The organism is Solibacillus sp. CAU 1738 (assembly GCF_039888725.1).
Taxonomy (GTDB): Bacteria; Bacillota; Bacilli; order Bacillales_A; family Planococcaceae; genus Metasolibacillus.
Window position 1 is genome coordinate 118,330 of sequence record NZ_JBDQQN010000008.1, and the last position, 26,487, is coordinate 144,816.

Sequence of the window (26,487 nt, forward strand, 5' to 3'; positions counted from 1 at the left end):
TTACAATTTGATGCATTAAACAGATATTTCATATAAGACTATTTCTCAGGAAATAATTATATAAAAAAAATGTATATGCTCCCCTCTCTACTTACAACGAACAAAATGGCATTTGAGGTTACTCGATGCAAAATGTTTACAGAATACTTTGGCCATACTTCAATGCAAAATGATTATACGTTATTATATTATGAAAAAAGACAGTCCATTTCTAGGACTGTCTTTGAATGCTTATGGTAAGTAAGATAAAGGATTCACTAATGCGCCGTTTTTATGGATTTCAAAATGTAAATGGGTACCTGTTGAATTACCAGTTGAACCCATCACTGCAATTGCTGATCCTTGTTCAACAACTTGTCCAACAGAAACATCAATTTGTGAAAGATGCGCATAAATTGTTTCGTAACCATTGTTATGATTTACAACAATTTTATTACCGTATGTGCCGTCCCAACCTGTAAATGTAACAACACCATTATCGGCTGATTTAATTGTGTAATTTGATGGTCGTGCGATATCAATACCGCGGTGGTAAGCTCCCCATCGTTCGCCTACATTACTTGAAATATAGCCCCCATTTGTTGGCCAAGAGAAACTGCCTGTACCACGAGAAGGAATCACTTTTGTTCCAACTTCCACAACTCGATTTTCAGGTTCTTGTGTTATTTCTTCATTTGTAACGACACGTTCTGTCCGTTCCCCATTTTCAAGAGTGATTAAATAAGACACTTCTTTTTTACCTTCAGCGCCCTCTGCTATAACTTTCTTCTCACCTTTTGGCATACGGGCATTTTCTTCTACAATATGTGCATAGTCAATTGTTTCAACTTTAGACTTTTCTTCTACAACTTTTACTGTTACTAATGGTTTATTTACTGTTACGTTTAACTCTTGTCCAATTTGTAAAACCGTTGTATCACTAATACTTGGGTTTAACTCAAGTAATTCAGATGTTTTCAGCTCATGCTCTTTTGCGATTGATCCAAGCACATCACCAGCTTGTACAGTATAAACTTCCTTCTCAAGCGTACCTGTTTGTAATAATTCTACAGCTTCTTCAGCATTTAAAATTTCTGTCGGTTTTGCCTTAGTCGCTTCGCCTTCAACTGGTTCTAATATAGAGACCTCTAAAATACGTGTTTCATTTTTCTTTAGTTCACGTAATTGAGTATTATCTTTGTTATTATTTAATGCATCTAATTCTTCTTGTGTAACATATTCAAGCTTTAGTAAATTAAGTGCTTTTTCATATTCAGCCTCGTCTTTTACGTATGCTACTGTTTCGCCGCTCACTTGTAGAGCATAAGCTTCCGCTTCAACAACGAGTGCCTGCTTTAATTTTGCTAATATGTCTGCATCATTTGTACTTGCTTGGAAAACCTGCTCCGGAACAACTTCGATATTTGAATGAGCATCAACAAATAACTCATCATATTTTTCACTTACTTGTTGCTCTTTTTCTGTAATTACCATTTCAACTGCTTCTAAATTTGATACTGCGCCAATATAAGCGTCATTGGCATAAATATGATAAATTTTGCTAAATGAATTTTTTCCTTCTACTTCTTTAGAAAAGCCTACATTTAACGTCAAACCAAGCAGTAAAAGTGCTGCAATTGAAGTCTTTTTTAATAGATTTGATTGCCGCTTCAATAAACTATGATATTGTATATTAGAGTCTTTCTTTATGTTCCATTTCGAACTCATGATAAAGCCCCTTCCAAAATCTGTCCAATAAATACGTATAGGATTTTTATGTGAAAAATCACACTCCTCTAATGTATCATATTACTTATTTCTATTGAACTATTTATAGTTTTTGTAATGAAACTGTATTATTATATAATAATTTGTCATAATTCAGGAATTACTTTAACTATTTATAACAACAATTGGTATGTTTTTCTATTAAATTTATATTCAACCAATAAGACTTTTATACATTTAAATACTATTTTGTCTTTTTCATAAATATAAAAACTCCTTAAAACAATACGTTTCAAGGAGTTTTTATATTAAAAGCTATTTGTCATTGTTCTATTATTCTTAAATAGTAGGGGCAATACTTTTCTATTCTCTCACTAAACTCACTGAGAAAAAACCTATTATTATTAATTCATTTAACATTACCTACCATATATTCTGATAGGTAAAAAAGTATTAGAATTAATATTCCGGTGGCGGCTGATGCTCCGACCAATCCACGTTAATAAACTTATTGAATTCTTTTTTGAAAGCAAGCGTTACTGTACCAGTTGGACCGTTACGTTGCTTTGCTATTATAATCTCAATCATATTTTTGCTCTCAGACTCTTTATCGTAATAGTCATCACGATATAAGAATGCAACGATATCAGCATCTTGCTCGATCGAACCAGATTCACGCAAGTCACTCATCATCGGGCGCTTATCTTGTCGCTGTTCAACACCACGAGAAAGCTGAGATAATGCAATTACAGGAACTTTTAATTCACGTGCAAGACCCTTTAATGAACGTGAGATTTCTGATACTTCTTGCTGACGGTTCTCACCAGGACGTCCACTACCTTGAATAAGCTGTAAATAGTCGATTAAAATCATGCCAAGACCGTGTTCCTGGGCTAAACGGCGGCATTTTGCACGAATTTCATTAATGCGAACACCTGGTGTATCATCAATAAAAATACCAGAATTCGATAAACTCCCCATCGCCATAGTTAGCTTTCCCCAGTCATCTGTAGTTAAGGCACCCGTACGTAATACTTGCGCATCAATATTTCCTTCCGCACAAAGCATACGCATAACAAGCTGTTCAGCACCCATCTCGAGTGAGAATATCGCTACGTTTTCGCGAGCCTGTACTGCTACACTTTGCGCTACATTAAGTGCAAATGCGGTTTTACCTACAGATGGACGAGCTGCAACAATAATTAAATCATTGCGCTGGAAACCAGCTGTAATACGATCTAAATCGCGGAATCCAGTTGGGATACCTGTGACATCACCTTGTCTTGATTGTAATTTTTCAATATTATCAAACGTTTCGACAAGTACATCTTTAACATGCTTGAAGTCGCCCGCATTTTTACGATTGGCGACTTCCATCATTTTCTTTTCTGCCTCAGATAGTAATGCTTCTACTTCATCCTCACGTGTATAACCATCTTGAACAATTTTTGTTGCAACATTGATTAAACGACGTAATAAAGCCTTCTCTTCTACAATTTTTGCGTAATGTGCAATATTAGCAGCTGTTGGTACTGCGTTCGCAAGCTCCGTAATATACGATAGCCCACCAACATCCTCGAGCTCTTTTTTTACTGAAAGTTCTTCTGTAACTGTGACAACATCTATCGCTTTTCCTTGATCACTTAGTGTAAGCATCGTTTGGAAAATTATTTGATGTGCACGACGATAAAAATCTTCCGGCATTAAAATTTCTGATGCTGTAATTAACGCTTGTGGCTCAAGAAATATAGCACCGATAACCGATTGCTCAGCTTCATGGTTATGCGGCGGAACGCGGTCCATCATGGATTCGTTCATAGTATGCTCTCCTTATTCAGCGATAACATGTACTTTTAATGTAGCTTTTACATCATGATGTAATTTTACCGGGATATTTGTATAGCCTAAAGAACGGATGCCTTCATTACAATCCATTTTACGTTTATCTATTTTAATATTATGTGTTTTTTGCAATTCATCTGCTACTTGCTTTGTTGAAACTGATCCGAATAGACGACCACCTTCACCAGATTTAGCTTTCACTACAACTTCTAACGCTTCAACTTTCTCTTTTAAATCTTTTGCCGCTTGTAACTCAGCTGCTGCATTTTTTTCTTCTAATTTCTTTTGACCTTCTAATTGGCTAATCGCTTGGTTATTTGCTTCAACTGCATAACCGTTTTTAATTAAAAAGTTTTGTGCGTAACCATCCGCTACATTTTTAATTTCACCTTTTTTACCTTTACCTTTTACGTCTTTTAAAAATACTACTTTCATTGTTCATTACTCCCTTCCATTACTTCTGCAATTGCATCTATTAAATATTTTTTCACTTCATCTATAGAGTTCGCTTCAATTTGTGTTGCGGCATTCGTTAAATGGCCCCCACCACCGAGTTTTTCCATTACGAGCTGTACGTTCGTTTCACCTAAAGAACGTGCACTAATGCCAATAAGTCCGTCGTTACGGTGCGCAATGACAAACGCAGCAGACACATCCTTCATCGTTAGTAAAATATCTGCTGTTTGGGCGATTAATACTGAATCATACACGCGTCCGTCATCCCCTGTGGCAACAGCAATACCTGGGAATACAAATTTTACAGTCTGTACGATTTTCGAGCGCTCAATATACGTATCAACATCTTCTTTTAATAACCGTTGCACTAATATTGTATCGGCCCCATGTGATCGCAAATAGGAAGCTGCTTCAAACGTTCGTGCACCTGTTCGCAATGTAAAGCTTTTCGTATCAACGATAATTCCTGATAATAATGCCGTTGCTTCAAGCATCGCTATTTTTTCATTTTTTGGCTGATATTCAAGTAGCTCTGTTACTAACTCCGCCGTTGATGATGCATATGGCTCCATATAAACAAGCGTTGGATTAAGGATAAATTCCTCACCACGACGATGATGGTCAATGACAACAACTTTATCTACTTTGTTAAATAATCGCTGGTCAATAACAAGACTTGGTTTATGTGTATCGACAATAACAAGTAGCGATTTAGCTGTTACTTTAGATAATGCTTCATCTGGTGAAATAAAGCGGTCGTAAAAATCCGATTTCTCTTCTATTTCTACCATCAGCCTATCTACACTACCGTTTATTTCATCGAAATTAACGACAATATAGCCTTCTACTTTATTCATTTGCGCCATTTTCCGGACCCCAATAGCTGCACCAATTGCATCCATATCCGGATTTTTGTGCCCCATCACAAACACTTGATCACTTTCTTGAATAAGATCACGCAGTGCATGGGAAATGACGCGCGCTCTTACACGTGTTCGCTTTTCTACCGGGTTTGTTTTCCCACCGTAAAAACGTAATTTTCCATTTGGCTGTTTAATCGCCACTTGGTCACCACCACGGCCCAGCACTAGATCGAGACTTGATTGTGCTAGCTCGCCAAGCTCAATTAATGATGGCGACCCAGCACCTACACCGATACTTAACGTTAACGACAAGTTTTTTTGCATCGTACGTTCACGAATTACATCTAAAATTGAAAACTTTTTCTTCTCTAACTCGGCTAAAATCGATTCATTTAACACGGCTAAAAAACGATCCGACGAAATACGCTTCACAAAAATTCCGTAATGAGCACCCCATTCATTTACAATAGAGGTGATCATCGTATTCGTCACACTGCGTGCCTGGTCATCCATCGCTTGGGTTAATTCATCATAGTTATCAATAAATAGTACAGCAAGAACTGTTCGATCTGCAAAATATTGCGTTTCAATCTCTACTTGCTCTGTTACATCAAAAAAGTATAATAATTTTTCCTTGTTTTTATAAAACACACGATACTTACGCTCACGAATTGTTATCGTTATTTCTCGCTTTTCCTCTGGCTTGATTAAGCTATACAAGCCTTCTGACAAGCTAAACATATCTTCTCCAATAAGTGATTCCACATCTAATGCTTGCAACATAAACGGGTTCGCCCACTCAATTTCATACTTATCATTAATGAGCACTATCCCAATTGGCATTTCTAAAAGGGCTTCTTCCCCCACTTTTTTCATACGAAAGGATATTGATTCGATATGCTTTTCTGTTTCTAAATAAGTAGTTCTTTCAATTCTCCAAGCATAAAAAAGCCCTACAGTAGCAAGTAATAAATATACAAGGCCGCCAATCCAAAAGCTCGAGAAAATAAGGAAGAATGCTGCCACTATCGCTAGAAAGGATAGAAATAAAAGCGGATATCGGATTAATCGTTTTCTAAAAATACCCATTTTTATTAACCCCTCATTTCTTCTGTTTCTTTCCTTTAACAAATTCACGTAAGTTAAATCCTAAATCAATAATACCTAGTAAAATTACGAATGATAGTAAAGGTATCGCAAGTAATGTTATTAAAACTTTTAAAAAGTTTGGTGCCATGTATTCATCAATAATAAAGTAAATAAACGATAAACCTTGTAACGTAAATAATACCCATAATAGAAACGAAAAGTTCAATGTAATAACATAAAGCATCGTCCCAATTTCAGGCTTTACGAATAGGTTAATAATTAACACAATTAAGTAATACCATAAAATAGCCCTCGGTAAGCGCATATTTTTAAACGCTGCAAACTTTGGCACTTCAATACCTAAACGCTTTAGTATTGGTAAATTGACGGAAATTAATATAAATGCTAAGGCGAAAACAGCAAGCGTAATCGATGCTGGTAGTGCCATCTCCATCATATCGAACAGCGCATTTAAATATTCTTGTGTAACAATTTGCTTGCCTGTTAGCTGTTCTGATAAAGTCAGTGCTTGCTCATAACTGTCACGCATAAGCTTCATTGAATCTTTAATAAAATCAAATTCAAATAAGCGTAATGAAATAATATACTGAATTACAAATGTAAATAATAAGGTTAAACTAGAAGACATGAGTAAAAATAGTTTACTTTTTTTTGTTCGAAGCGCATCACCAATCGCAACACCAATTGCAGCGAAGATGAGCGAAAACGGTATGATCATCACTCCACCGAAAAAGAAGGTAATAACAACTGCAATTGTTGCAACCATAATTGCTGTCGTACGATCATATTTTGCACTAAACCACGCAATCGGTAGTAATGCAAATACCGTTGCAATCACGTTAATAATAGGTATATAAAAGGCAATTGCGATTAGTACAGCAAATAAGGCTATCATCATAGCGCCTTGCGTTAACCTTCTCGTTTGATTATTTGGCATAAAGGACCTTCCTTTTTATAATTACAAAAACTTTTTCTCACTCTTTTTATTATACCATTTTTTTAGGTAGCAAACAAAAATGCAAAAACGAACAAATGATTGATTTCGTATATTTCCTCAAAAAAAAAATCCGATAAAATCAAAATGATTTCATCGAATTTATTGACTTCCCTACAATTTAGTCATTTTATTTACTTTTTTCTTCCTTATAAAAGCGCTCGCCAGATTCTGGGTTGAAGTAAACAACTAATCGCTTATTTGTGATTGGATCAATGGATATCTCATTAGTACGTACGAAGCCTTTAGGAACTTGTTGCCCATGTTTTGTTTTAAACCGGCGATCCCAGATGAACCATGATCCGATTATTAATATAATAAGAATTAACAATTGGATACTATAAAATCCTATAATCCATTCCATTTGTTATCTCTTTTCCACGATAACAGCTGTTCCATAAGATACAATTTCACTCATATTTTGACCGATTTCACCGGAGTCAAAACGCATCATAACAATAGCGTTTGCCCCCATTGCTGTAGCGTTTTTCACCATACGATCTATTGCTTGTTTTCTCGCATCTTCAAGCATTTCTGTATACTGATTTATTTCTCCGCCTACAAGCCCCTTTAGCGACGCAACGATATCTTTACCAATTCCTCTTGCTCTTACGGTTAAACCAAATACTGGACCTAACACTTCAGTAATTTGATGATTAGCAATATTCTCAGTTGTTACGATGATCATATAAATTCGCCCCTTAACAAAAATAATTCTTATTTATTCATTATACAATATCTCTTTAAACATTATGGATGATAAACAATTATATGCTAAAACTTCATTCGATATATCACGGGGAATCGTATCATTAGGAATCTTTAAAAGATGATGGTTGATATTCTTTTTGCATAGAAATGAGCCAAATAAAATCATCCTCAGCAATAATTTGAATGTCCAGACCAAGGCTAATTAACTGCTCAGCTTTTAATTGTTTCGTACTTTTACTACGTCGCTTCTTCCCAAGAATAACGAAATCCGTCTCCTTTGTAACAGCCCCTTGCATAATCCCTCCATAGGCTCGCACTTTTTTCGCAGCTTCTGAACGCGTCATAGTGGAAAGGGCGCCTGTAAAAACGATTTGTTTATTATAAAAAGGATGCATCAACTGTTCGGATGGGTCAGAAAGTAAGATAACCTCTGTGTTGTCCTTATTTTTGCTCATGTTGGTTCTCCTTGATTGAATAGACAGATTTTCACCTAATAGGCGAGATTGATTGATTCCAGGGGATTTAAGTAACAGGTGCCTTATATAAAGGAATTTCGCTCTGGACTTATGGACTCCAGCCTATAAAATAGCAACAACCATTCCTTTCCCCTGTATTGTATATAAAAAAGCACAACAAAGGGTAATTAGCGCCTTTGCTGTGCTTTATTTAGAGATTATTATTTTTCTTCTGCAACGAATGGAAGTAAAGCCATAATACGAGAAACTTTAATTGCAGATGTAAGTTTACGTTGGTATTTAGCTGAAGTTCCAGTTACGCGACGTGGTAAAATTTTACCGCGCTCAGAGATGAATTTCTTTAAAAGATCTACATCTTTGTAGTCGATGTGCGTAATGTTGTTTGAAGTGAAGTAGCAAACTTTACGGCGTTTGCGGCCTCCGCGACGTGGTGCCATTATCGGTATCCTCCTTTAATAGTTTTAATTGGATGCCAAAGTATCAAATTAGAACGGTAAATCGTCTTCAGATACTTCGATTGGTCCTTTGCTGTTTGCAAAAGGATCTTCATCCATACGTGTATAGTTTTGCTGATTCTGTGGTGGTTGATTTTGTTGATATGAACCATATGAATCTTGAGTAGGAGCACCGCCAAATTGTTCGTTTGGTTGGTTATTATAGCTTGGTTGCCCGCCACCATAATTTCCGCCACCGAACTGTTGGTTTGGCGCACTTTGAGATGCATTACCTCCGCTGCGAGGCTCTAAGAACTGTACAGCATCTGCAACAACATCCGTCGTGTATACGCGCTTCCCATCTTGTCCTTCAAAGCTACCTGTTTGAATACGACCTTCTACGCCAACTAAGCTCCCTTTACGCATAAAGTTTGCTAAGTTTTCCGCTTGTTTTCTCCAAGCAATACAGCCGATGAAGTCAGCTTCGCGATCACCTTGTTGGTTCGAGAATGTTCGGTTTACAGCAATTGTAAAACGAGCCATAGGAACTCCACTTGGTGTGTATCGAAGCTCAGGATCCTTCGTAAGTCTTCCAACTAATACGACACGGTTAATCATCAGTATACAACCTCCTTTACAGCATTTTAGTTAAAAATTATTTTGCATCTTCACGAACAGCGATGTGACGGATAATGTCTTCGCTGATATTAGCTAAACGAGTGTATTCGTTGATTGCTTCTGAACCAGCGTTTACTTTCACGATTTGGTAGAAACCTTCGCGGAAGTCGTTGATTTCGTAAGCTAAGCGGCGTTTGCCCCACTCTTTTGCCTCGATGATTTCAGCACCGTTTGAAGTTAAGATTTCGTTGAAACGCTCAACTAAAGCTTTTTTAGCTTCGTCTTCAATGTTCGGGCGGATAATGTACATTAATTCATACTTTCTCATCTTTGTTTTGCACCTCCTTATGGACTTGGGCTCTCCTAATTTTAGGGAGCAAGGAGTAAGTAAATTGTATTACTCACATCAATGAATTGTAACACAATAAAATAAGCATCGCAACTATATCATGACAATTAGATGTAATTTCACCTTATAGTATAATTATATTAAGGAGTAGATAAGGAGTGAATTTGATGATTCAAAATGAACCTCACATTATTGAATTGAACATGCAAAAAATAGCAAAGGCGAACATTTGGTTAACCATTATTTTAATGATCATCTTTTTTATATTAAATAGTTTAATACATCAACACTTTACTATTCGTTTTTCCTTTTTGGATACAATCATTTTTTCCCTTGCTTATATCGTGCTTATTGCATTACATGAAGCTTTCCATCTAATCGGCTTTATGATTTTTGGCAATGTGAAATATAAAGAACTAGATTACGGTGTGAATTTAAAACTTGGCATCGCCTATGCAACAACCTCAAAGCCACTGCGTAACAAGGCGATGAAACGGGCTTTACTATTACCTTTTTGGACAACTGGTGTCATTCCATCTATGATTGGTTTTTATATTGATAGTACGATGCTTGTATTACTCGGAGCAGTTCTAATTGCAGGAGCAGTTGGAGATTTTTATATGTACAAGGAGCTGAAGAAATTTACGGATGATGCACTTGTAAAGGATGATCCAAAGCTACCTAAATTATATGTTTATCAAACTTAACTATTCTATACCTTGCTATTAACTGAGCAAGGTATTTTATTTCACTAGTTTTTTTAGATTACTTCGTATATGTTATAACCTACTAAATAACCTCTTTCTATAAGTACTTTATAATCAATTATTCAAGTCTACTATTTTAGGACTATATTTAGACACTATTAACAGAATTTTTAGAATAAAATTGATTTAATACTATAAAAGGAGGCTTTCTATGTTAATTCGTTCAAAAAGAAGTATACGTAAAATTTTGCTTACTTTAGTAGTTGTATTTGCTTTTTCCTTCATGTACAGCAATACGACCCACGCTAACGAAGAAAACGTCATTGCACAGTTAAAAAATCGGGGATTTAAACAACCCGTAAACTTAGGCATTGGTGCATCAGAAGTTGTATTAATAAATGCTGTTTTCGGTCAAGAGGATGGTAGAAACGTTGTCTATGCAACAGCAAACGGCGGTATTTTCAATATTGTCGATGTCAAAACGAATGAACTATTGTTCTCTCAACAATTAGAAGGTGTTTCTCAAGTATGGAGTCACTCCATTGCCAAAGATGGCAATGTGTATATCGCTGCACTTGCTAACGCTAATATTGGTGAGGTGTGGCGTTATTCTCCACAAACGAAAAAAGTAACAAAGCTAGGTGTCCCAAGTCCAACTCATCAAGTATGGAGTAGTACAACAGATGATGCAGGCAATTTGTACGTTGGTACGTACGCAGAAAACGATGGGCGTATTTTTAAGTATGATGTACCTACTAATCAATTTATTGATTTAGGCAAGATCGATAGTGGGAATGGCAGTTATATTCGCTCATTAGAATACTATGACGGCTATTTATATGCTGGTTTAGGCGTATCTGGAAAAGTCTATCGCATCAATACGACTACGTTAGCAAAAGAAGACATTACAAAAAATGTACCGAACATTATCGGCAAGCCTTTAGCTGATATTAATTTCGCTTATGATATGAGTATCGCAGGGCATTATTTAGTAACACGTTTTGATGAAGGAAAAGAAGGGGCCATTTTATTTTATAATTTGCTCACTCAGCAATGGGTAGAAGATGTTAAACTAGCAAAATTACATGATGGCACAGCAAATGATTTTGGTAGTTTTGGATTTATTCAGATCCCTACTAAGGATGACAAAATTTATGTTATTCATAACAGAGAAATCGTCGAAGTAAATATGACAACATTCGAAATCCGCCGTACAGGTATTAGTTTCGCAGCAGGATTGCGTGGCGGTGCGGCAATGGAATTCGGTACACCTGACTTACCTGGTGCCTCCGTCGTTACTATGACAAGATTAGGTCAAATTTTCATTGCAAATTTAGAAACAGGAACAACAAAAACACTACCAGGCGCAATGGTTGCTTCCCCTTTAAAATTACACAATTTAGGTGAAGGTCCAGATGGCAATCTATATATGACGACATATCCTGGTGGTCCTAAAGGTTCTAAGTTCAACACAAAAACAAATCAATTCGTCACTTATAGCCAAGGACAAGCAGAAGGTATTGTAGCTGGAAAAAATAATGACCTATACTTCGGTATTTATCCAGGGGCAGTTATTCAAAAAATGAATACTGATACATTAGCTCTCCAAACATTATTTGAATTGAAGACTGATTACGATCAAGATCGCCCATATATTATGAAATTTGAAGATAGTAAGCTATTAATTGGAACAATCCCTAACTATCAAAAATTAGGTGGATCCTTAACTATTTTTGATACATTATCGAGTACCAAATTAACATACCCAAATGTCATCAAAGATCATAGCATTGTCGGCTTAGCCATGAAAAACGGAAAAATTTACGGCTCAACAACTATTCGTGGTGGTCTAGATATTAACCCTACTGCAACTAAAGCAAAGTTATTTGTATGGGATATCGCATCTGAGCGAGTAATTAAAGAAACTGAATTAGCTATTCCTGAATTAGATGCGCCTCCAATGATTAGCGGTCTAACATTTGGACCGGATGAGCTATTATGGGGCGCTGTGGATGGTATTATTTTCGCATTAAATCCTGAAACGCTTGACGTTGTAAAATATAAAAACTTATATCCACAAATTAAAAATCGCGGTATGTGGCGCCCTGTTCATATCGAATTTGGTCAAGACGGGCTATTATACACTGATGTTGCCGGGAAATTATCTGTCTTGGATCCAAAAACGCTCGACTCTGTATCACTCATTTCATCTGGACCAGAGATCGATTTCATGGTGTTAGCACAAGATGCAGCTGGTAATGAAAACATCTACTATATTGATGCAACAGCGACTCATTTATATATGATTCCTGTAATCGATGGTGGCGAAGTGGAAACGCCAGAAGTACCAGAAATGGAAACTGTAAATGTGACACTTGAGAATCCTAGCTTTGAAGAACGTGTCAAAAAAAATGTCATTCCAGGTTGGTCATCGCTATTTGGTGCTTTTTCAGCCAATGTAAAATTTGAAGTGAGTAATCTACGTTCAATAGATGGCGCAGCAAGCTTGAAAATAGTAGATACAGCTCAAAATGAAACAGTTTTTGCGCAATCTAATTTAATTCCGATTGAGGCAGGACAAACATATACTGCTTCAACAAAGCTATTTTTAGAGGATGGTAGTGTCAGCTTCTTCTTACGTTATTATAATGAAAACGGTGTGCAAGTAGGGACAGATAAAGACGGTGAAAATATCATTCACGTGCGTGGTGGACATAAAGAGTGGCAAACTGTACAAGCAATCGTACCTGCACTAGAAGGAGCAAAATATGCACGTATTTTCCTTGGAGCTTCCAATTACTTCACAACAAACGGGGCTTATTTTGATGATATTCAATTAACGTTTGAACGAGAAAAGGTTCCAGGTCCAACAAAACCAGGCAAAGGAAACCAGCCTGACAAACCAGGGAAGGGCAATCAACCTGATAAGCCTGGTAAAGGGAATCAGCCTGACAAACCAGGAAAGGGCAATCAACCTGATAAACCTGGTAAAGGCAATCAACCTAATGAGCTAGATTGATTTGTTTATAAATTACGAAAGGGGGTGTCCAGAAAGTTTTTACTTTCTGGACACCCCCTTTAATCATTAATAATTATCCATTTTCAAATATTGCTCCTGTGGTGGTCGCATCAAAATGCCACCATCCTCGTCGCAAAATGTTTTTTCAGACGGACCCTTATCTATTTACACATTAAATCGGAATAACATAATATCGCCGTCTTGAACGATATATTCTTTACCTTCTAAACGTACTTTACCTGCTTCTTTGGCAGCCGTCATTGAACCGTATTCTACTAAATCTTCGTATGCAACAGTTTCCGCACGGATGAATCCTCGTTCGAAGTCAGTATGGATAACGCCTGCGCATTGTGGTGCTTTCATACCTTTACGGAATGTCCATGCACGTACTTCTTGTACACCTGCAGTAAAGTAAGTTGCAAGACCTAGTAAATCATAAGAAGCGCGAATTAATTGGTCTAAACCAGATTCTTCGATACCTAACTCTTCTAGGAACATCGCTTTTTCTTCGTCATCTAACTCAGAAATTTCTTCTTCGATTTTTGCACAAATTGTAATGACTTGCGCTCCTTCAGCAGCTGCAAAATCACGTACCATTTTCACATACTCATTGTTAGCTGCATCTGCAACTTCATCTTCAGATACGTTTGCAACATAAAGCATAGGTTTAATAGTTAACAAGTGTAGACCTTTAATAATCTTCTTCTCGTCATCAGAAAGATCTGCCGCGCGCGCTGGTTTTTCAGCTTCTAACACTTCTTTAATTTTCAGTAAAATTGGCTCTTCAATCATAGCCTCTTTATCTTTTTGTTTGGCCATTTTTGAAACGCGTTGAATGCGCTTATCAACAGACTCCATGTCCGCTAAAATAAGCTCCAAGTTAATTACTTCGATATCATCGATCGGATTAACTGAACCGGATACGTGCGTAATATTTTCGTCCACAAAGCAGCGTACAACTTGGCAAATTGCGTCTACTTCTCGGATATGCGCTAAAAATTTATTCCCTAAACCTTCACCTTTAGAAGCACCTTTTACGATCCCTGCAATGTCCGTAAATTCAAATGCTGTTGGTACAGTTTTCTTTGGTTCTACTAATTCTGTTAATTTATCTAAACGTGCATCCGGTACTTCAACAATCCCTACGTTCGGATCGATTGTTGCGAATGGATAGTTAGCAGCGAGTGCACCTGCTTTTGTTATTGCGTTAAATAGTGTCGATTTACCAACGTTCGGTAAGCCTACGATACCAGCTGTTAATGCCATGCATGACACAACCTTTCTAAGTTTTGTTCATTTTTTACTAGTTGATAACCCTATCTATTATATTGATTCATGGAATAAAAGTCTAATGCTGCTGAAACATTGAACCTAGGTCAAAAAACTAAGATTCGTTCACCCTCGTAATTACTTTTTTCATTTTTTTTTCAAATTCCCGTCGAGGGATAAGTACGCTATGCCCGCATCCTTCACATTTAATACGAATATCCGCACCTAGACGAATAATTTTCCATGCATTCGTTCCACATGGATGTTGCTTTTTCATTTCTACAATATCATTTAGCTCAAATGACTTTTGGTTCAAGTTATTCTCCCCCTTCAACTTCTCGACCCATCACACGGTCATACAACATCATTTTCGGATACGGAATAGGAATACCGTTCTTCTCTAATAATTCCTTTACATCACGACGAATTGTACGTGTTACTCCGTATTGCTGTAACGGTAATGTCTCTGCCATAATACGAACCGTTACCTCTGTCCCTGTAATGCTCTGTACACCTAGAAATGTCGGTGCACTAACAAGCTCAGGATGCACTTTTGGTAACGTTTCTAAATAAGCCGTAATTACCTTTTCAGCTTTTTCAATATTTGCATCAACAGCGAGATGCATATCAATCATTACTTTTGAGTTATTAATAGAATAGTTCACAACATCCGTTATCAAACCGTTCGGAATTATAAATTGTTCACCAGTTGACCCTTTTATCTTTGTTGTACGCAAGCCAATCTCAACGACTGTACCTTCTGCCGTATTAATTTTAATGTAATCACCAACAGCAAACTGATCTTCGAAAATAATAAAAAATCCTGTAATTACGTCCTTAACTAAGCTTTGTGCACCAAAACCAATTGCTAAACCAGCAATCCCTGCCCCGGCAAGTAAACCAGCAACTTGAATATGAAGAGATGCTAAAATCCCCATAATTGCTGAAAAATAAACTAAATAAGACAGTACACTTTGGAGTAACTTTAATATTGTTTTTTGACGTCGTTCTGAATATTTGAGTGGCGTACGCATGCGTAATGTAAATATATTCGTAATAATTTTATTCCCAATTCGAATTGCTAAATACGATACTAAGACAATCGCGATTATTTTAATGGATGCTACTATAACAAAATCCCATAGTTCTTGGCTCGTCACAAAATCCAAAAACTTTTGGCTTATTCGGTTTAACCCTTTTAAATCACCTGTCGCCAAATTTAGTTCTTCTGTTCCCATTTTTTCCACCTCTTGTATAACGGATTAACAATTTGAATATACTGCATAAATATAACGTATTTTTAATTTGAAAACGAGTAATAAACTTTAAATAAGAAAGTGAGACTATGTTTATGCAAAATAACACAAATTTGTCTGTTCACTATGAAAAGTCTAGCGCAGTTTGGCAACTAAGTGAAATATTTTTACAAACAATTCCCTTCGGACATGATAGGCTAGTTTTTTGTTGCATCGGCACAGACCGTTCTACAGGCGATGCGCTCGGTCCATTAATCGGTAGCCAGTTAACAAGTAACTTCGCCTTCCCATTTGAAGTGATTGGAACACTAGAAAAACCACTTCATGCACTCAACTTGCTAGACACATATAATGATTTGCAAATAGGTATAGAAATACCTTTTGTCATAGCAATTGATGCATGCCTAGGTGAACAAAGTCGGATTGGTATGATTATCGTCGATGAAGGTCCGCTTTACCCTGGACGAGCTGTAAAAAAACAATTACCCCCAATCGGTGACTTGTCCATCAAAGGCGTTGTCAACGTTGGAGGCTTTATGGAAGCACAAGTATTGCAAAACACAAGACTTCACTTAACGTATACGATGAGTGAAAAAATTGCTCGTGCCCTACAGCTATCTTGGCAGCGGCACTTATTGAAAAATAAAAATACTAGCTACAATTATCCCAACTACAACAAAACTAGGCAACAAATTGGCTACTCGAATTTTCGTTAAACCAACGATATTCAAACCAATTGCTAATATCATAACACCACCTGTTGCTGTCATTTCCTGAATGAATAAATCAAGGGCTGCTTGCGGGATGTAGGAGCTTATAAAACCCGAAGCTATCGCAATAGTACCTTGATATAAAATTACTGGGATGGCTGATAATAACACACCAATTCCTAAAGTAGATGCTAAAATAATCGAGATAAAACCGTCAATAATACCTTTTGTAATGAGCACATTATGATCATTACGTAAACCGCTATCTAATGCACCAATAATCGCCATCGAACCTATTACAAAAATGAGTGACGCTGAGATAAAGCCCTCTGCAATTGAACTATTACTTTTCGTACCAAACAATGATTCAACCCAATTGCCGAAACGATTAAACCGTTTATCTAGATCTAGCCATTCGCCTAGTATCGCCCCTATAACTAAACTAATAATCATAACGACAAAATTTTTGCTCGCAAAACTCATTTGAATACCTAAAACGGCTACACTTAAGCCGATGATTGACATAACAGTTTCTTTCATTTTTTCAGGGATATTTCGAAACAGCCGCCCAATAACCCCCCCTAATAGAATGAACAATGCATTAATTAATGAACCTAATAAAACCATGACTTGCCCTCTCTTAATTGCGGCTCGTTATTACTCTCTTTCTACTTGTAAAATATCTAAAATACGCTCTAAATCTTCTGCTGAGTAGAATTCGATTTCGATTTTCCCTTTATCTTTTTGCTTCTTTATTTGGACATTCGTACCGAAATAATCACGTAATTGCGATTCTGTCGCTTGTACAAAAATATCGCGTGGTTGCGGTTTTGTTTCACGTGAAACATCATCGTTTAATGCCTGAACAAGGGCTTCCACTTGACGCACATTTAACTGTTGCGCTATTACTTTTTTAGCGACTTCAAAAATTTGCTTTTTATTTTTCAGACCAAGTAACGTCCGTCCATGCCCCATCGACAATGCGCCTTCATTGACCATCGCACGCACTTCGTCTGGTAGTTGCAGTAAACGGATATGGTTCGCAATATGAGGACGGCTTTTCCCTAGTCGGTTCGCTAAATCTTCTTGCGTGAAATGAAGCTTGTCAATTAAGTTACTATACGCTTCCGCTTCTTCAATCGGTGTTAAATCTTCACGTTGTAAGTTTTCTAAAATGGCAACTTCCATCATCTGCTGCTCAGTCATGTCTTTTACGATAACAGGTATTTCTGTTAGTCCAGCAATTTTTGCTGCACGGTAGCGACGTTCTCCTGCGACAATTTCAAACTTCTTCCCTTTTTTTCGTGCCACAATCGGCTGAATAATACCGTGCTCACGAATAGACTGTGCAAGTTCCTCTATCGACTCATCATTAAAGACTTTTCGTGGCTGGAATGGATTTGCTACTAACTTAGTTACGTCAATTTGCTGTACGCTCGCTTCATGTTGAATCGCTTCTTCTGGAAATAATGCGCCAATTCCTTTTCCTAATCCTTTAACCATGTTTAATCACTTCCCTTGCTAGCTCTATATACATTTCTGCACCTCGCGATTTTGCATCATAAATAATAATCGGCTCACCGTGACTCGGTGCTTCACTTAAACGGATATTGCGTGGAATAACTGTTTTATATACTTTATCTTGGAAATATTTCTTTACCTCTTCAATTACTTGAATACCTAAATTTGTACGTGCATCTAGCATCGTTAAAAGCACGCCATCAATCATTAAATTTTTATTTAAATGCTTTTGTACCAATCTCACAGTCGATAATAACTGACTTAATCCTTCTAATGCATAATATTCACATTGCACAGGGATAATAAGCGAATCCGCTGCCATTAACGCATTAATCGTTAGTAACCCCAGCGAAGGCGGACAATCAATAATTATATACTCATATTCCCCTTTTACATGCTGTAAAGCATTTTTTAGTCTAGCTTCACGTGAAATAGTGGAAACAAGCTCAATTTCCGCTCCCGCTAATGAAATCGTCGCAGGTACTACGAATAAATTTTCAACGTTTGATTGTATAACAGTTGCTCTTACATCTTCATCATCAATTAGTATGTCATATATGCATGACTGTACTTCCCCTTTATTAATACCAACACCACTCGTCGTATTACCTTGCGGGTCAATATCAATGAGCAACACCTTCTTACCTAAATACGCTAAACATGCACTTAAGTTGACGGATGTCGTCGTCTTTCCTACACCGCCTTTTTGATTGGCGATTGCGATCACTTTCCCCACACTATCCACCTGCTTCCATCACTCAATTCATCACATATGTAACTTCAATAAGACTTAAAAACAGTTTCTTATACAATTCATTCTATCAAAATACAAACATAGTTCATAAGATTATTGTTAATTTTTAAAATAAAAATCTCTCGCTAGAAATAAAGCGAGAGAGAATCATTGCGTAATATTATTTTTTCTTAGGGATTTTCACAGTAATTTGATAATATTCCTCTGTGTCTTCCTCTTCTGTTTTTACTTGTATACCACTTTTTGTAACCATTGATAGTGATTGTTTAATCGTATTTAGTGCAATACGGACATCTTTACTAATTGCTTTGCGCTTTGGCTTTTCTTTTTTTACAGTCTCTTCTTGTGGCTCTAAAATTTGCTGAATTTGATTTTCTAATTGACGTACATTCCAGTCGTATTCAATCACTGCTGCAATTAATTGCATTTGCAATTGTTCATCTTTTACAGCAATAAGCGCACGTGCATGTCGTTCTGTAATTTCCCGCTTTAAAATCGCCTCTTGGACAAATTGAGGTAATTTAAGTAAGCGCAATTTATTAGCTACTGTTGACTGACCTTTTCCTAAACGCTGAGCGAGGGCTTCTTGAGTGAGTGAATGAAGTTCAAGCAATTGTTGATAAGCAAGGGCTTCTTCGATTGCTGTTAACTCTTCACGCTGAAGATTTTCTATTAATGCAATCGACGCCGTTTCCTTATCACTCAAATTACGTACAATCGCCGGTACTTCAGTCCATTGTAATTTTTTCATTGCACGATAACGACGCTCACCTGCAATAATTTCATATACATCTTCACCATCTCGACGACGCACAACAATCGGCTGAATTACACCATGTGTATGGATTGTTCTTGATAATTCTTCAATTTTTTCATCATCAAATACTGTACGAGGTTGAAAACGATTCGGTACAATTTTACCAATGGAAATTTTCACTACTTCTTCCATTGCCATATTCTCTTCTACAGCTACAGCTTCTACTTCACTTTTCACTTCAGGCTCTTTTCCGCCTCCGAAAAAACGTGAAAAAGGACTTTTCATCCGAGTGGCACCACCTTTAAGAAACTATCTTACTCATTATGAATATTATTTATTATTCGGGCTGAAATGTACATAGAATAAAAGTTTATTTTAACAAAAGTATATTGGCGACCTCATCTTTTAAAAAAAGGCCAATATAATTATGTATGCATGAGATAGAGAAAATATCTATCACATGCCAAAAAATATATTATCTAAATTGGTGTTTTGTTCGGAACACCTGGTTTACGAGGATATTTCTTTGGCGTTTGTTTCACCTTATCGAAAATATAAAGTGTGCGCTCGCTTTCTTCAACGGGTAGTGTGAATGAAAATTCTTCATTCAACTCCGTGCCAAGAGTAGTAATCGCTTTTTTTGCATCCTTCAATTCTTCTTTTCCTGCAGCCGCTTTTAATGCAACAAAATAACCACCTTGTTTAGCAAGCGGTACACATAGCTCAGATAATACAGACAAGCGCGCTACAGCACGGGCCGTCACGACATCGAACTGCTCACGGTATTTTGCATTTTGTCCAAATTCCTCCGCGCGTGCGTGAACAAATGATACATTCTCCAACCCAAGTTCTTCACTTAAATGAGTTAAAAAGGTAATACGTTTATTGAGTGAATCGACAATTGTAATGTGTAAATGAGGGAAACAAATTTTTATCGGTAGGCTCGGGAAACCTGCACCTGCACCAACATCACAAACAGATTGTACTTTGGTAAAATCAAAATAGAAGCTTGTACTAATTGAATCATAGAAATGCTTTAAATAGACACCTTCTAAATCTGTAATCGCTGTTAAGTTCATTTTTTCATTCCACTCAACAAGTAGCTCAAAATATTTTTTAAACTGAGCGATTTGTATTTCTGTTAGCTCAATACCTTTTTCCTTTAACGCTTCAATAAATTGTTGTTCGTTCATAGGAATCTCCTTTACATAAAGAGCGCCTACATAGAAGCGCTCTTACCAAATTTAATCGTTTGCTACACGTGCGATTTTCCCTTGCTCAATATAAACAAGTAAAATTGAAATATCTGCCGGATTTACACCTGCAATACGAGATGCTTGTGCAATTGATAATGGACGCACTTCATTCAGCTTTTGACGAGCCTCTGTTGCTAAGCTCGAAATTGCATCATAATCAATGTTCTCTGGAATTTTTTTATCTTCCATTTTGCGTAGCCTTTCGACTTGCTGTAATGCTTTTTGAATATAGCCTTCGTATTTTAATTGAATTTCAATTTGTTCTTTAGCTTCTTCTGAAAGATCTACTCCAGATGGTGTTAATGATGCGACTAAATCATAGTGCATTTCCGTACGTTTTAATAAATCTGCGCCACGGATGCCATCTTTTAACTCTGTTCCACCAACCGAACGAATTGTTTCTTGAGTTTGTTCATTCGGCTTAATAATAACTTCACGTAAACGGGCAATTTCAGCTTGGACTTGCTCACGTTTTGCTGTGAACTGTGCATAGCGTTCTTCTGAAATCATGCCAATCTTATACCCGATATCCGTTAAACGTAAATCTGCATTGTCATGACGTAGCAATAAACGATATTCTGCACGTGATGTTAATAGACGGTAAGGTTCAGGCGTACCTTTAGTTATTAAATCGTCAATTAATACACCGATATACGCTTCTGCTCGGCTTAAAATGATTTCTTCTTTGCCAAGTACTTTCGCTGCTGCATTCATACCTGCCATTAAGCCTTGTGCAGCCGCTTCCTCGTAACCAGATGTACCGTTAATTTGACCTGCTGTATATAACCCTTTTATACGTTTTGTTTCTAACGTTGGCCATAATTGTGTTGGCACAATCGCATCGTATTCAATCGCATATCCTGCACGCATCATTTCAGCATTTTCTAGACCTGGAACAGATGCTACTAACCGTTTTTGTACATGCTCTGGTAAGCTTGTTGATAAGCCTTGCACATATACTTCACGCGTATTACGTCCTTCTGGCTCTAAGAAAATTTGATGACGTGGTTTATCATTAAATCTCACAACTTTATCTTCAATTGATGGGCAATAGCGAGGGCCCGTTCCTTTAATCATACCTGAATACATCGGTGAAAGATGTAGGTTTTCTTCAATAATTTCATGTGTTTGCGTACTAGTATATGTTAACCAGCATGGGAGCTGATCCATAATGAATTCAGTTGTTTCAAAGCTGAAAGCATGCGGCACATCATCACCTGGTTGGATTTCTGTTTTAGAATAGTCGATTGTACGGCTATTTACACGTGGTGGTGTACCTGTTTTAAAGCGCACTAAATCAAAGCCAATTTCTTTTAAATTATCAGCTAGCTTAATTGATGGTTGTTGGTTATTTGGACCACTTGAATATTTCAAGTCGCCAATAATTATTTCACCGCGCAAAAATGTACCAGTCGTAATAATAACTGCTTTTGCACGATAAATAGCACCGATTTGCGTAATAACACCGCGAATTTCACCATCTTCAATAATTAACTCTTCTACCATCGCTTGATTTATTTGTAAGTTCTCTTGCTCTTCTAGTAGACGCTTCATTTCTTGCTGATAAAGTACTTTATCTGCTTGCGCACGTAATGCACGTACCGCCGGACCTTTACCCGTATTTAACATACGCATTTGAATATGCGTTTTATCAATAACTTTCCCCATCGCGCCGCCAAGTGCATCAATTTCGCGTACGACGATCCCCTTTGCAGGACCACCGATAGATGGATTACATGGCATAAACGCAATCATATCTAAGTTAATTGTTAGCATTAATGTTTTAGCACCTATTTTCGCTGATGCGTAAGCTGCTTCAGCGCCTGCGTGACCTGCACCGACTACGATAACATCAAACGTGCCTGCCTCATATTTTGTTGACATGCTCGTATCTTCCTTTCTCTATATGAATGGCTATTTCCCTAAACAGAATTGTGAGAATAGCTGATTAATTAAGCTTTCCTGTACAGTATCACCGACAATTTCCCCGAGAATTTCCCATGTACGTGTTACATCGATTTGTACCATATCCACTGGTACACCTGCTTCAGCAGCGGCCAATGCATCTTCAACCGTACTTTGTGCTTTGTGTAATAATGCAATATGGCGTGCATTTGATACATACGTCAGATCTCCTGCTTCAACCTGTCCTTCAAAGAATAGGGCTGCAATTGCTTCTTCAAGCTCCATAATACCCTCTTCTTTTAATAGCGACGTCGTTACTACACGGTGATTGCCTGCTAACTCCTGTACACGTTGTAAATCTATTTGGCGTGGTAAATCTGTTTTATTCACTACCACGATGTAGTCCATGTTTTTGATTGTTTCAAATAAACGTTCATCTTCAAGTGATAAACTTTCTGCTGCATTCAGCACAAGTAAAATTAAATCTGCGCCTTTTAATGCTTCACGAGAACGTTCGACACCAATTCGTTCCACAATATCTTCTGTTTCACGAATACCGGCTGTATCAACTAGACGTAATGGTACGCCACGTACGTTGACGTATTCTTCTATAATATCACGCGTTGTCCCTGCAATTTCTGTGACAATCGCTTTATTTTCCTGTACCAAACTGTTTAATAGTGAAGATTTCCCTACGTTTGGGCGACCTAAAATAACAGTGGATAGCCCTTCGCGTAAAATTTTCCCTTGTGATGATGTTTGTAGTAATTTTACGATTTCATTACGGACCCAGCTACATTTCTCAAGTAATACAGGTACCGTCATTTCCTCTACATCATCATACTCTGGGTAATCGATATTTACTTCAACTTGCGCTAATGTTTCAAGTAAAGCTTGGCGCAAATCTCCAATTAAACGTGAAAGTTTCCCATCCATTTGCCCAAGAGCCATATTCATGGCACGATCAGTTTTCGCTCGAATTAAATCCATTACAGCCTCTGCTTGTGATAAATCAATTCGACCATTTAAAAATGCGCGCTTTGTAAACTCACCAGGCTCAGCAATTGTTGCACCGTTCCGAAGTACTAATTGTAATACACGATTAACAGATACGATCCCACCATGGCAGTTAATTTCGATTACATCTTCACGCGTGAACGTTTTTGGTCCGCGCATTAATGACAGCATAACTTCCTCGACTACTTCCCCTGTCTTCGGATCGATTAAATGCCCATAATGAATCGTATGTGTTGCTTGCTCAGCTAATTTTTTGCCGCTTGGTGATTTAAATATTTTATCTGCAATCGCTACTGCTTCATCCCCACTTAAACGAACTATGGCAATCGCGCCTTCTCCCATCGGTGTGGATATCGCAGCAATCGTATTAAACTCCATTGCTATACCTCCTATGCTAACTTTATCCACATGTGGATAACTCCATTCGAACCATACTTTCTAACAACTTAGACTACCATATTTTCAGTAAAATCTAAAGTAAAGCATATTGGCATAAATAGAAGTCCGTTTCCATACATCACTCTTTATTTAAATCATTCGGTGCTGGCAGCATACTAATCTTAGGCAAAAAGAAAACGATCTATTTTCACCGAAAATAGACCGCTCTCATATTGTCTGTATGTCCAAACTGGTTATTTTACAGGTTCAATTACTAAATAGCGGTTTGGCTCCGTTCCCTCTGAATATGTTTCAATATCCAGACGGTTTGCCAATGTATGATGGATAATTTTCCGTTCATATGATGGCATTGGTTCAAAGACAACTTGCTTACCTGTATGAATTGCTTTATCCGCCATGCGCTCAGCTAATTGCTCCAGAGCAACGCGGCGACGTTCGCGATAATCTTCTACATCGAGTTTAACTAGCATAAATGACTTCGCACTTTTGTTAAGTACAAGCTGTGTTAATTGCTGGATAGCATTTAACGTTTGTCCTCGCTTACCAATAAGTAACGCTGCCTTTTCACTTTCTAACTTGAAAGACGTATATTTGCCTTCAGTTTTATGCTCGATACGTAAATCTGTAATGCCCATATCCTTTGCTATGCTAATTATATATGCCTTAGCTTCTTGGACTGGGTCTACTTGTCGTTCTTCTTGAGGTAGTTCTTGTTGTTCTGCTGATTGAATCCGGTCTTCAATGACGTCAGTTTGAGCTTGCTCCCCGTTAACTGCTTCAAGTGGTTGATCCACTTGTGGTTCTTGAATTGGTGCTTCTTCTACAGCTAGATTTTCAACTAATTGAACTTCTTCTTTCACAGTGACACGTACCTCAAAGGGACGTGCACCAAAACCTAAAAATCCTTTTTTACCTTTTTGTAAAACTTCAACATCTACTTGTTCACGGGTTTTGCCAAGCTTTTGTAACGCCAATGAGATCGCTTCCTGTTCAGTTGCGCCTATTTGCGTAAGTTGTTTCACTTTTTTGCCCCTCCTGTAGTAGTAGCTTCTGTTTTGTTTTTATTCCAAGGCTTATAAATCACAAGGTTTTGAATTACTGATACGATATTTCCGACAACCCAATATAATGGTAATGCTGCTGGTAAAGCCATACCAAATCCGATAATCATTAATGGCATGATGTACATCATGATTTTCATTTGAGGATTGTCTACTGCTGGACCTGTCATTAATACGACAAATTGGATAGCACCTGCACAAATTGCTAAAACTGGACTTGGTTCTGCTAACGGGAAAATTAAAAACGTCCCTAAATCAAACGCTGGCGTAGCATTCATACGACTAATCGCATGATAAAAACCAATTAAAATCGGCATTTGAATTAATACCGGTAAACATCCAGCTAGTGGATTGACACCTGCATTTTGCATTAATGCCATCATTTCTTGCTGGTATTTTTGTTGAGTAGCCGCATCTTTAGAGCTGTATTTCGCTTGTAGCTCCTTCATCTTCGGTTGTACTTCTTGCATTTTTTTCGAACTTTTAATTTGCTTGATTGTTAATGGTAAAATCGCAAGACGGATTATAATTGTTACGACAATAATCCCTAATGCGTATGTCCCTAAAAGATCAGCAAAAAATTTAATAACAGAAACTAGTGGCCAAACGATAAACTCATTCCAAAAGCCTTTGCTTTCCGCTGAGATTGGTTGACCAAATTCTGAGCACCCAGATAACAATAGAGCCGCCGATACGAGTGTCAGAACCATCCAAAGTCTTTTCTTCAACCTTCTTCCTCCTAAAGCAACTATTCAGTTTTATTTATGACGCTATTTTACCATGTGTTGGCGCGTACACTCTACTAATTATTCCGTATATTTTATATGCGTCTATAAATTCACTAAATTGAAATAGAATATCTTATTTCTTTTTTAAAACTTTTGCAATTCTTAAAACATGTTCCACACTTTTCTTTGTTTCGTGGAAATTTAAAGTGGCCGCCTGGTGTCGGGCGATAATAACATAATCCATATCTTGTCTTACTTCATCTTTTAACTCCAAAAATGTTTGACGAAGGTAACGCTTTACTTGATTTCGCGTAACAGCTTTACCAATCTTCTTACTTACCGATAAGCCGATGCGAAACTCCGATTGTTGTTCTTTTTTTAAGCAATACACAACAAATTGGCGATTCGCAAAAGACTTACCTTTTTTAAACACCTTTTGAAACTCTTCATTTTTCTTTATTCGTTGGCGTTTATTCATTCCTTCACCTGCTCCATCTAATCATTGGTACCTCTTTTTTCCGCCCTAGTTATCGTTTATGAAAGAAAAAAAAGACCACTGATGTGGCTC

General features: G+C 37.3%; 27 protein-coding genes. 3 read left to right on the forward strand and 24 right to left on the reverse strand.

Annotated elements, in window-relative coordinates; genetic code table 11:
• Positions 1-231 precede the first annotated feature (231 nt).
• From AAFN87_RS18180 to rpsF, 11 genes are all read right to left on the reverse strand, one after another.
• Positions 232-1,707, reverse strand: a complete 1,476-nt coding sequence (locus AAFN87_RS18180; protein WP_347792475.1) for a peptidoglycan DD-metalloendopeptidase family protein — start codon at positions 1,705-1,707, stop codon at positions 232-234.
• Positions 1,708-2,166: 459 nt separating this feature from the next.
• Positions 2,167-3,525: a replicative DNA helicase gene (gene dnaB, locus AAFN87_RS18185; protein WP_347792476.1), complete on the reverse strand. Its 1,359-nt coding sequence runs from the start codon at positions 3,523-3,525 to the stop codon at positions 2,167-2,169.
• A 12-nt stretch (positions 3,526-3,537) separates the two neighbouring features.
• Positions 3,538-3,984, reverse strand: coding sequence for a 50S ribosomal protein L9 (gene rplI, locus AAFN87_RS18190; protein WP_347792477.1), 447 nt, complete (start codon positions 3,982-3,984; stop codon positions 3,538-3,540).
• Positions 3,981-5,957, reverse strand: coding sequence for a DHH family phosphoesterase (locus AAFN87_RS18195; RefSeq protein ID WP_347792478.1), 1,977 nt, complete (start codon positions 5,955-5,957; stop codon positions 3,981-3,983). Before AAFN87_RS18195 ends, rplI begins: the two co-directional genes overlap by 4 nt.
• A 13-nt stretch (positions 5,958-5,970) precedes the next feature.
• On the reverse strand, positions 5,971-6,915 hold the full coding sequence (locus AAFN87_RS18200; RefSeq protein WP_347792479.1) for a YybS family protein: 945 nt from the start codon (positions 6,913-6,915) through the stop codon (positions 5,971-5,973).
• 187 nt (positions 6,916-7,102) lie between these two features.
• Positions 7,103-7,336 carry a hypothetical protein gene (locus AAFN87_RS18205; RefSeq protein WP_347792480.1) on the reverse strand — a complete coding sequence of 78 codons (234 nt, stop codon included), beginning with the start codon at positions 7,334-7,336 and terminating at the stop codon, positions 7,103-7,105.
• Between the two features lie 3 nt (positions 7,337-7,339).
• Positions 7,340-7,660 carry a YbjQ family protein gene (locus tag AAFN87_RS18210; protein ID WP_347792481.1) on the reverse strand — a complete coding sequence of 107 codons (321 nt, stop codon included), beginning with the start codon at positions 7,658-7,660 and terminating at the stop codon, positions 7,340-7,342.
• Between the two features lie 124 nt (positions 7,661-7,784).
• Positions 7,785-8,138: a BRCT domain-containing protein gene (locus AAFN87_RS18215; RefSeq protein WP_347792482.1), complete on the reverse strand. Its 354-nt coding sequence runs from the start codon at positions 8,136-8,138 to the stop codon at positions 7,785-7,787.
• A 221-nt stretch (positions 8,139-8,359) separates the two neighbouring features.
• The gene (gene rpsR, locus AAFN87_RS18220; RefSeq protein ID WP_172954456.1) at positions 8,360-8,599 is read right to left on the reverse strand and encodes a 30S ribosomal protein S18; all 240 of its coding nucleotides are present in this window, start codon (positions 8,597-8,599) and stop codon (positions 8,360-8,362) included.
• Between the two features lie 45 nt (positions 8,600-8,644).
• On the reverse strand, positions 8,645-9,211 hold the full coding sequence (ssb, locus tag AAFN87_RS18225; RefSeq protein WP_347792483.1) for a single-stranded DNA-binding protein: 567 nt from the start codon (positions 9,209-9,211) through the stop codon (positions 8,645-8,647).
• 37 nt (positions 9,212-9,248) lie between these two features.
• Positions 9,249-9,539 carry a 30S ribosomal protein S6 gene (rpsF, locus tag AAFN87_RS18230; protein ID WP_347792484.1) on the reverse strand — a complete coding sequence of 97 codons (291 nt, stop codon included), beginning with the start codon at positions 9,537-9,539 and terminating at the stop codon, positions 9,249-9,251.
• 188 nt (positions 9,540-9,727) lie between these two features.
• Here rpsF and AAFN87_RS18235 point away from each other — a divergent pair, with 188 nt between their 5' ends.
• Positions 9,728-10,267 (forward strand): DUF3267 domain-containing protein, encoded by a 540-nt coding sequence (locus AAFN87_RS18235; RefSeq protein WP_347792485.1) that lies wholly within the window; start codon positions 9,728-9,730, stop codon positions 10,265-10,267.
• A gap of 211 nt (positions 10,268-10,478) precedes the next feature.
• Positions 10,479-13,286, forward strand: coding sequence for an NHL repeat-containing protein (locus AAFN87_RS18240; RefSeq protein ID WP_347792486.1), 2,808 nt, complete (start codon positions 10,479-10,481; stop codon positions 13,284-13,286).
• Between the two features lie 165 nt (positions 13,287-13,451).
• Here the strand turns inward: AAFN87_RS18240 and ychF are convergent, their stop codons facing one another.
• The 3 genes from ychF to AAFN87_RS18255 all read right to left on the reverse strand — a co-directional run bounded on the left by ychF (position 13,452) and on the right by AAFN87_RS18255 (position 15,793).
• The gene (gene ychF / locus AAFN87_RS18245) at positions 13,452-14,552 is read right to left on the reverse strand and encodes a redox-regulated ATPase YchF (RefSeq protein ID WP_347792487.1); all 1,101 of its coding nucleotides are present in this window, start codon (positions 14,550-14,552) and stop codon (positions 13,452-13,454) included.
• 118 nt (positions 14,553-14,670) lie between these two features.
• Positions 14,671-14,871, reverse strand: a complete 201-nt coding sequence (locus AAFN87_RS18250; protein WP_347792488.1) for a DUF951 domain-containing protein — start codon at positions 14,869-14,871, stop codon at positions 14,671-14,673.
• A gap of 1 nt (position 14,872) precedes the next feature.
• On the reverse strand, positions 14,873-15,793 hold the full coding sequence (locus AAFN87_RS18255; RefSeq protein ID WP_347792489.1) for a mechanosensitive ion channel family protein: 921 nt from the start codon (positions 15,791-15,793) through the stop codon (positions 14,873-14,875).
• A 113-nt stretch (positions 15,794-15,906) separates the two neighbouring features.
• On the opposite strand from AAFN87_RS18255, the gene yyaC reads away from it, so the two are divergent.
• Entirely contained in the window at positions 15,907-16,527 is a 621-nt protein-coding gene (gene yyaC / locus AAFN87_RS18260) for a spore protease YyaC (protein ID WP_347792490.1), read from the forward strand.
• Here yyaC and AAFN87_RS18265 read toward each other — a convergent pair.
• The 10 genes from AAFN87_RS18265 to rnpA form a co-directional block, all read right to left on the reverse strand.
• Positions 16,444-17,148 carry a DUF554 domain-containing protein gene (locus AAFN87_RS18265; RefSeq protein ID WP_347792491.1) on the reverse strand — a complete coding sequence of 235 codons (705 nt, stop codon included), beginning with the start codon at positions 17,146-17,148 and terminating at the stop codon, positions 16,444-16,446. The two genes, yyaC and AAFN87_RS18265, sit on opposite strands and share 84 nt — an antisense overlap.
• A gap of 30 nt (positions 17,149-17,178) precedes the next feature.
• Positions 17,179-18,024, reverse strand: coding sequence for a ParB/RepB/Spo0J family partition protein (locus AAFN87_RS18270; protein ID WP_347792492.1), 846 nt, complete (start codon positions 18,022-18,024; stop codon positions 17,179-17,181).
• Positions 18,017-18,778: a ParA family protein gene (locus AAFN87_RS18275; RefSeq protein WP_347792493.1), complete on the reverse strand. Its 762-nt coding sequence runs from the start codon at positions 18,776-18,778 to the stop codon at positions 18,017-18,019. Before AAFN87_RS18275 ends, AAFN87_RS18270 begins: the two co-directional genes overlap by 8 nt.
• 178 nt (positions 18,779-18,956) lie before the next feature.
• Positions 18,957-19,838, reverse strand: coding sequence for a nucleoid occlusion protein (noc, locus tag AAFN87_RS18280; RefSeq protein ID WP_347792494.1), 882 nt, complete (start codon positions 19,836-19,838; stop codon positions 18,957-18,959).
• A gap of 194 nt (positions 19,839-20,032) precedes the next feature.
• A complete protein-coding gene (gene rsmG / locus AAFN87_RS18285; protein ID WP_347792495.1) occupies positions 20,033-20,746 on the reverse strand; it encodes a 16S rRNA (guanine(527)-N(7))-methyltransferase RsmG in 714 nt (237 codons plus the stop codon).
• A gap of 51 nt (positions 20,747-20,797) precedes the next feature.
• Positions 20,798-22,693, reverse strand: a complete 1,896-nt coding sequence (mnmG, locus tag AAFN87_RS18290) for a tRNA uridine-5-carboxymethylaminomethyl(34) synthesis enzyme MnmG (RefSeq protein WP_347792496.1) — start codon at positions 22,691-22,693, stop codon at positions 20,798-20,800.
• A gap of 30 nt (positions 22,694-22,723) precedes the next feature.
• Complete coding sequence (mnmE, locus tag AAFN87_RS18295; RefSeq protein WP_347792497.1) at positions 22,724-24,109, reverse strand: tRNA uridine-5-carboxymethylaminomethyl(34) synthesis GTPase MnmE; 1,386 nt, start codon at positions 24,107-24,109, stop codon at positions 22,724-22,726.
• A gap of 254 nt (positions 24,110-24,363) precedes the next feature.
• The gene (gene jag / locus AAFN87_RS18300; protein ID WP_347792498.1) at positions 24,364-25,152 is read right to left on the reverse strand and encodes an RNA-binding cell elongation regulator Jag/EloR; all 789 of its coding nucleotides are present in this window, start codon (positions 25,150-25,152) and stop codon (positions 24,364-24,366) included.
• On the reverse strand, positions 25,149-25,919 hold the full coding sequence (gene yidC, locus AAFN87_RS18305; protein ID WP_347792499.1) for a membrane protein insertase YidC: 771 nt from the start codon (positions 25,917-25,919) through the stop codon (positions 25,149-25,151). The genes jag and yidC overlap by 4 nt, the downstream gene beginning before the upstream one ends.
• Before the next feature lie 133 nt (positions 25,920-26,052).
• Positions 26,053-26,397 carry a ribonuclease P protein component gene (rnpA, locus tag AAFN87_RS18310; protein WP_347792500.1) on the reverse strand — a complete coding sequence of 115 codons (345 nt, stop codon included), beginning with the start codon at positions 26,395-26,397 and terminating at the stop codon, positions 26,053-26,055.
• Between the last annotated feature and the right edge of the window lie 90 nt (positions 26,398-26,487).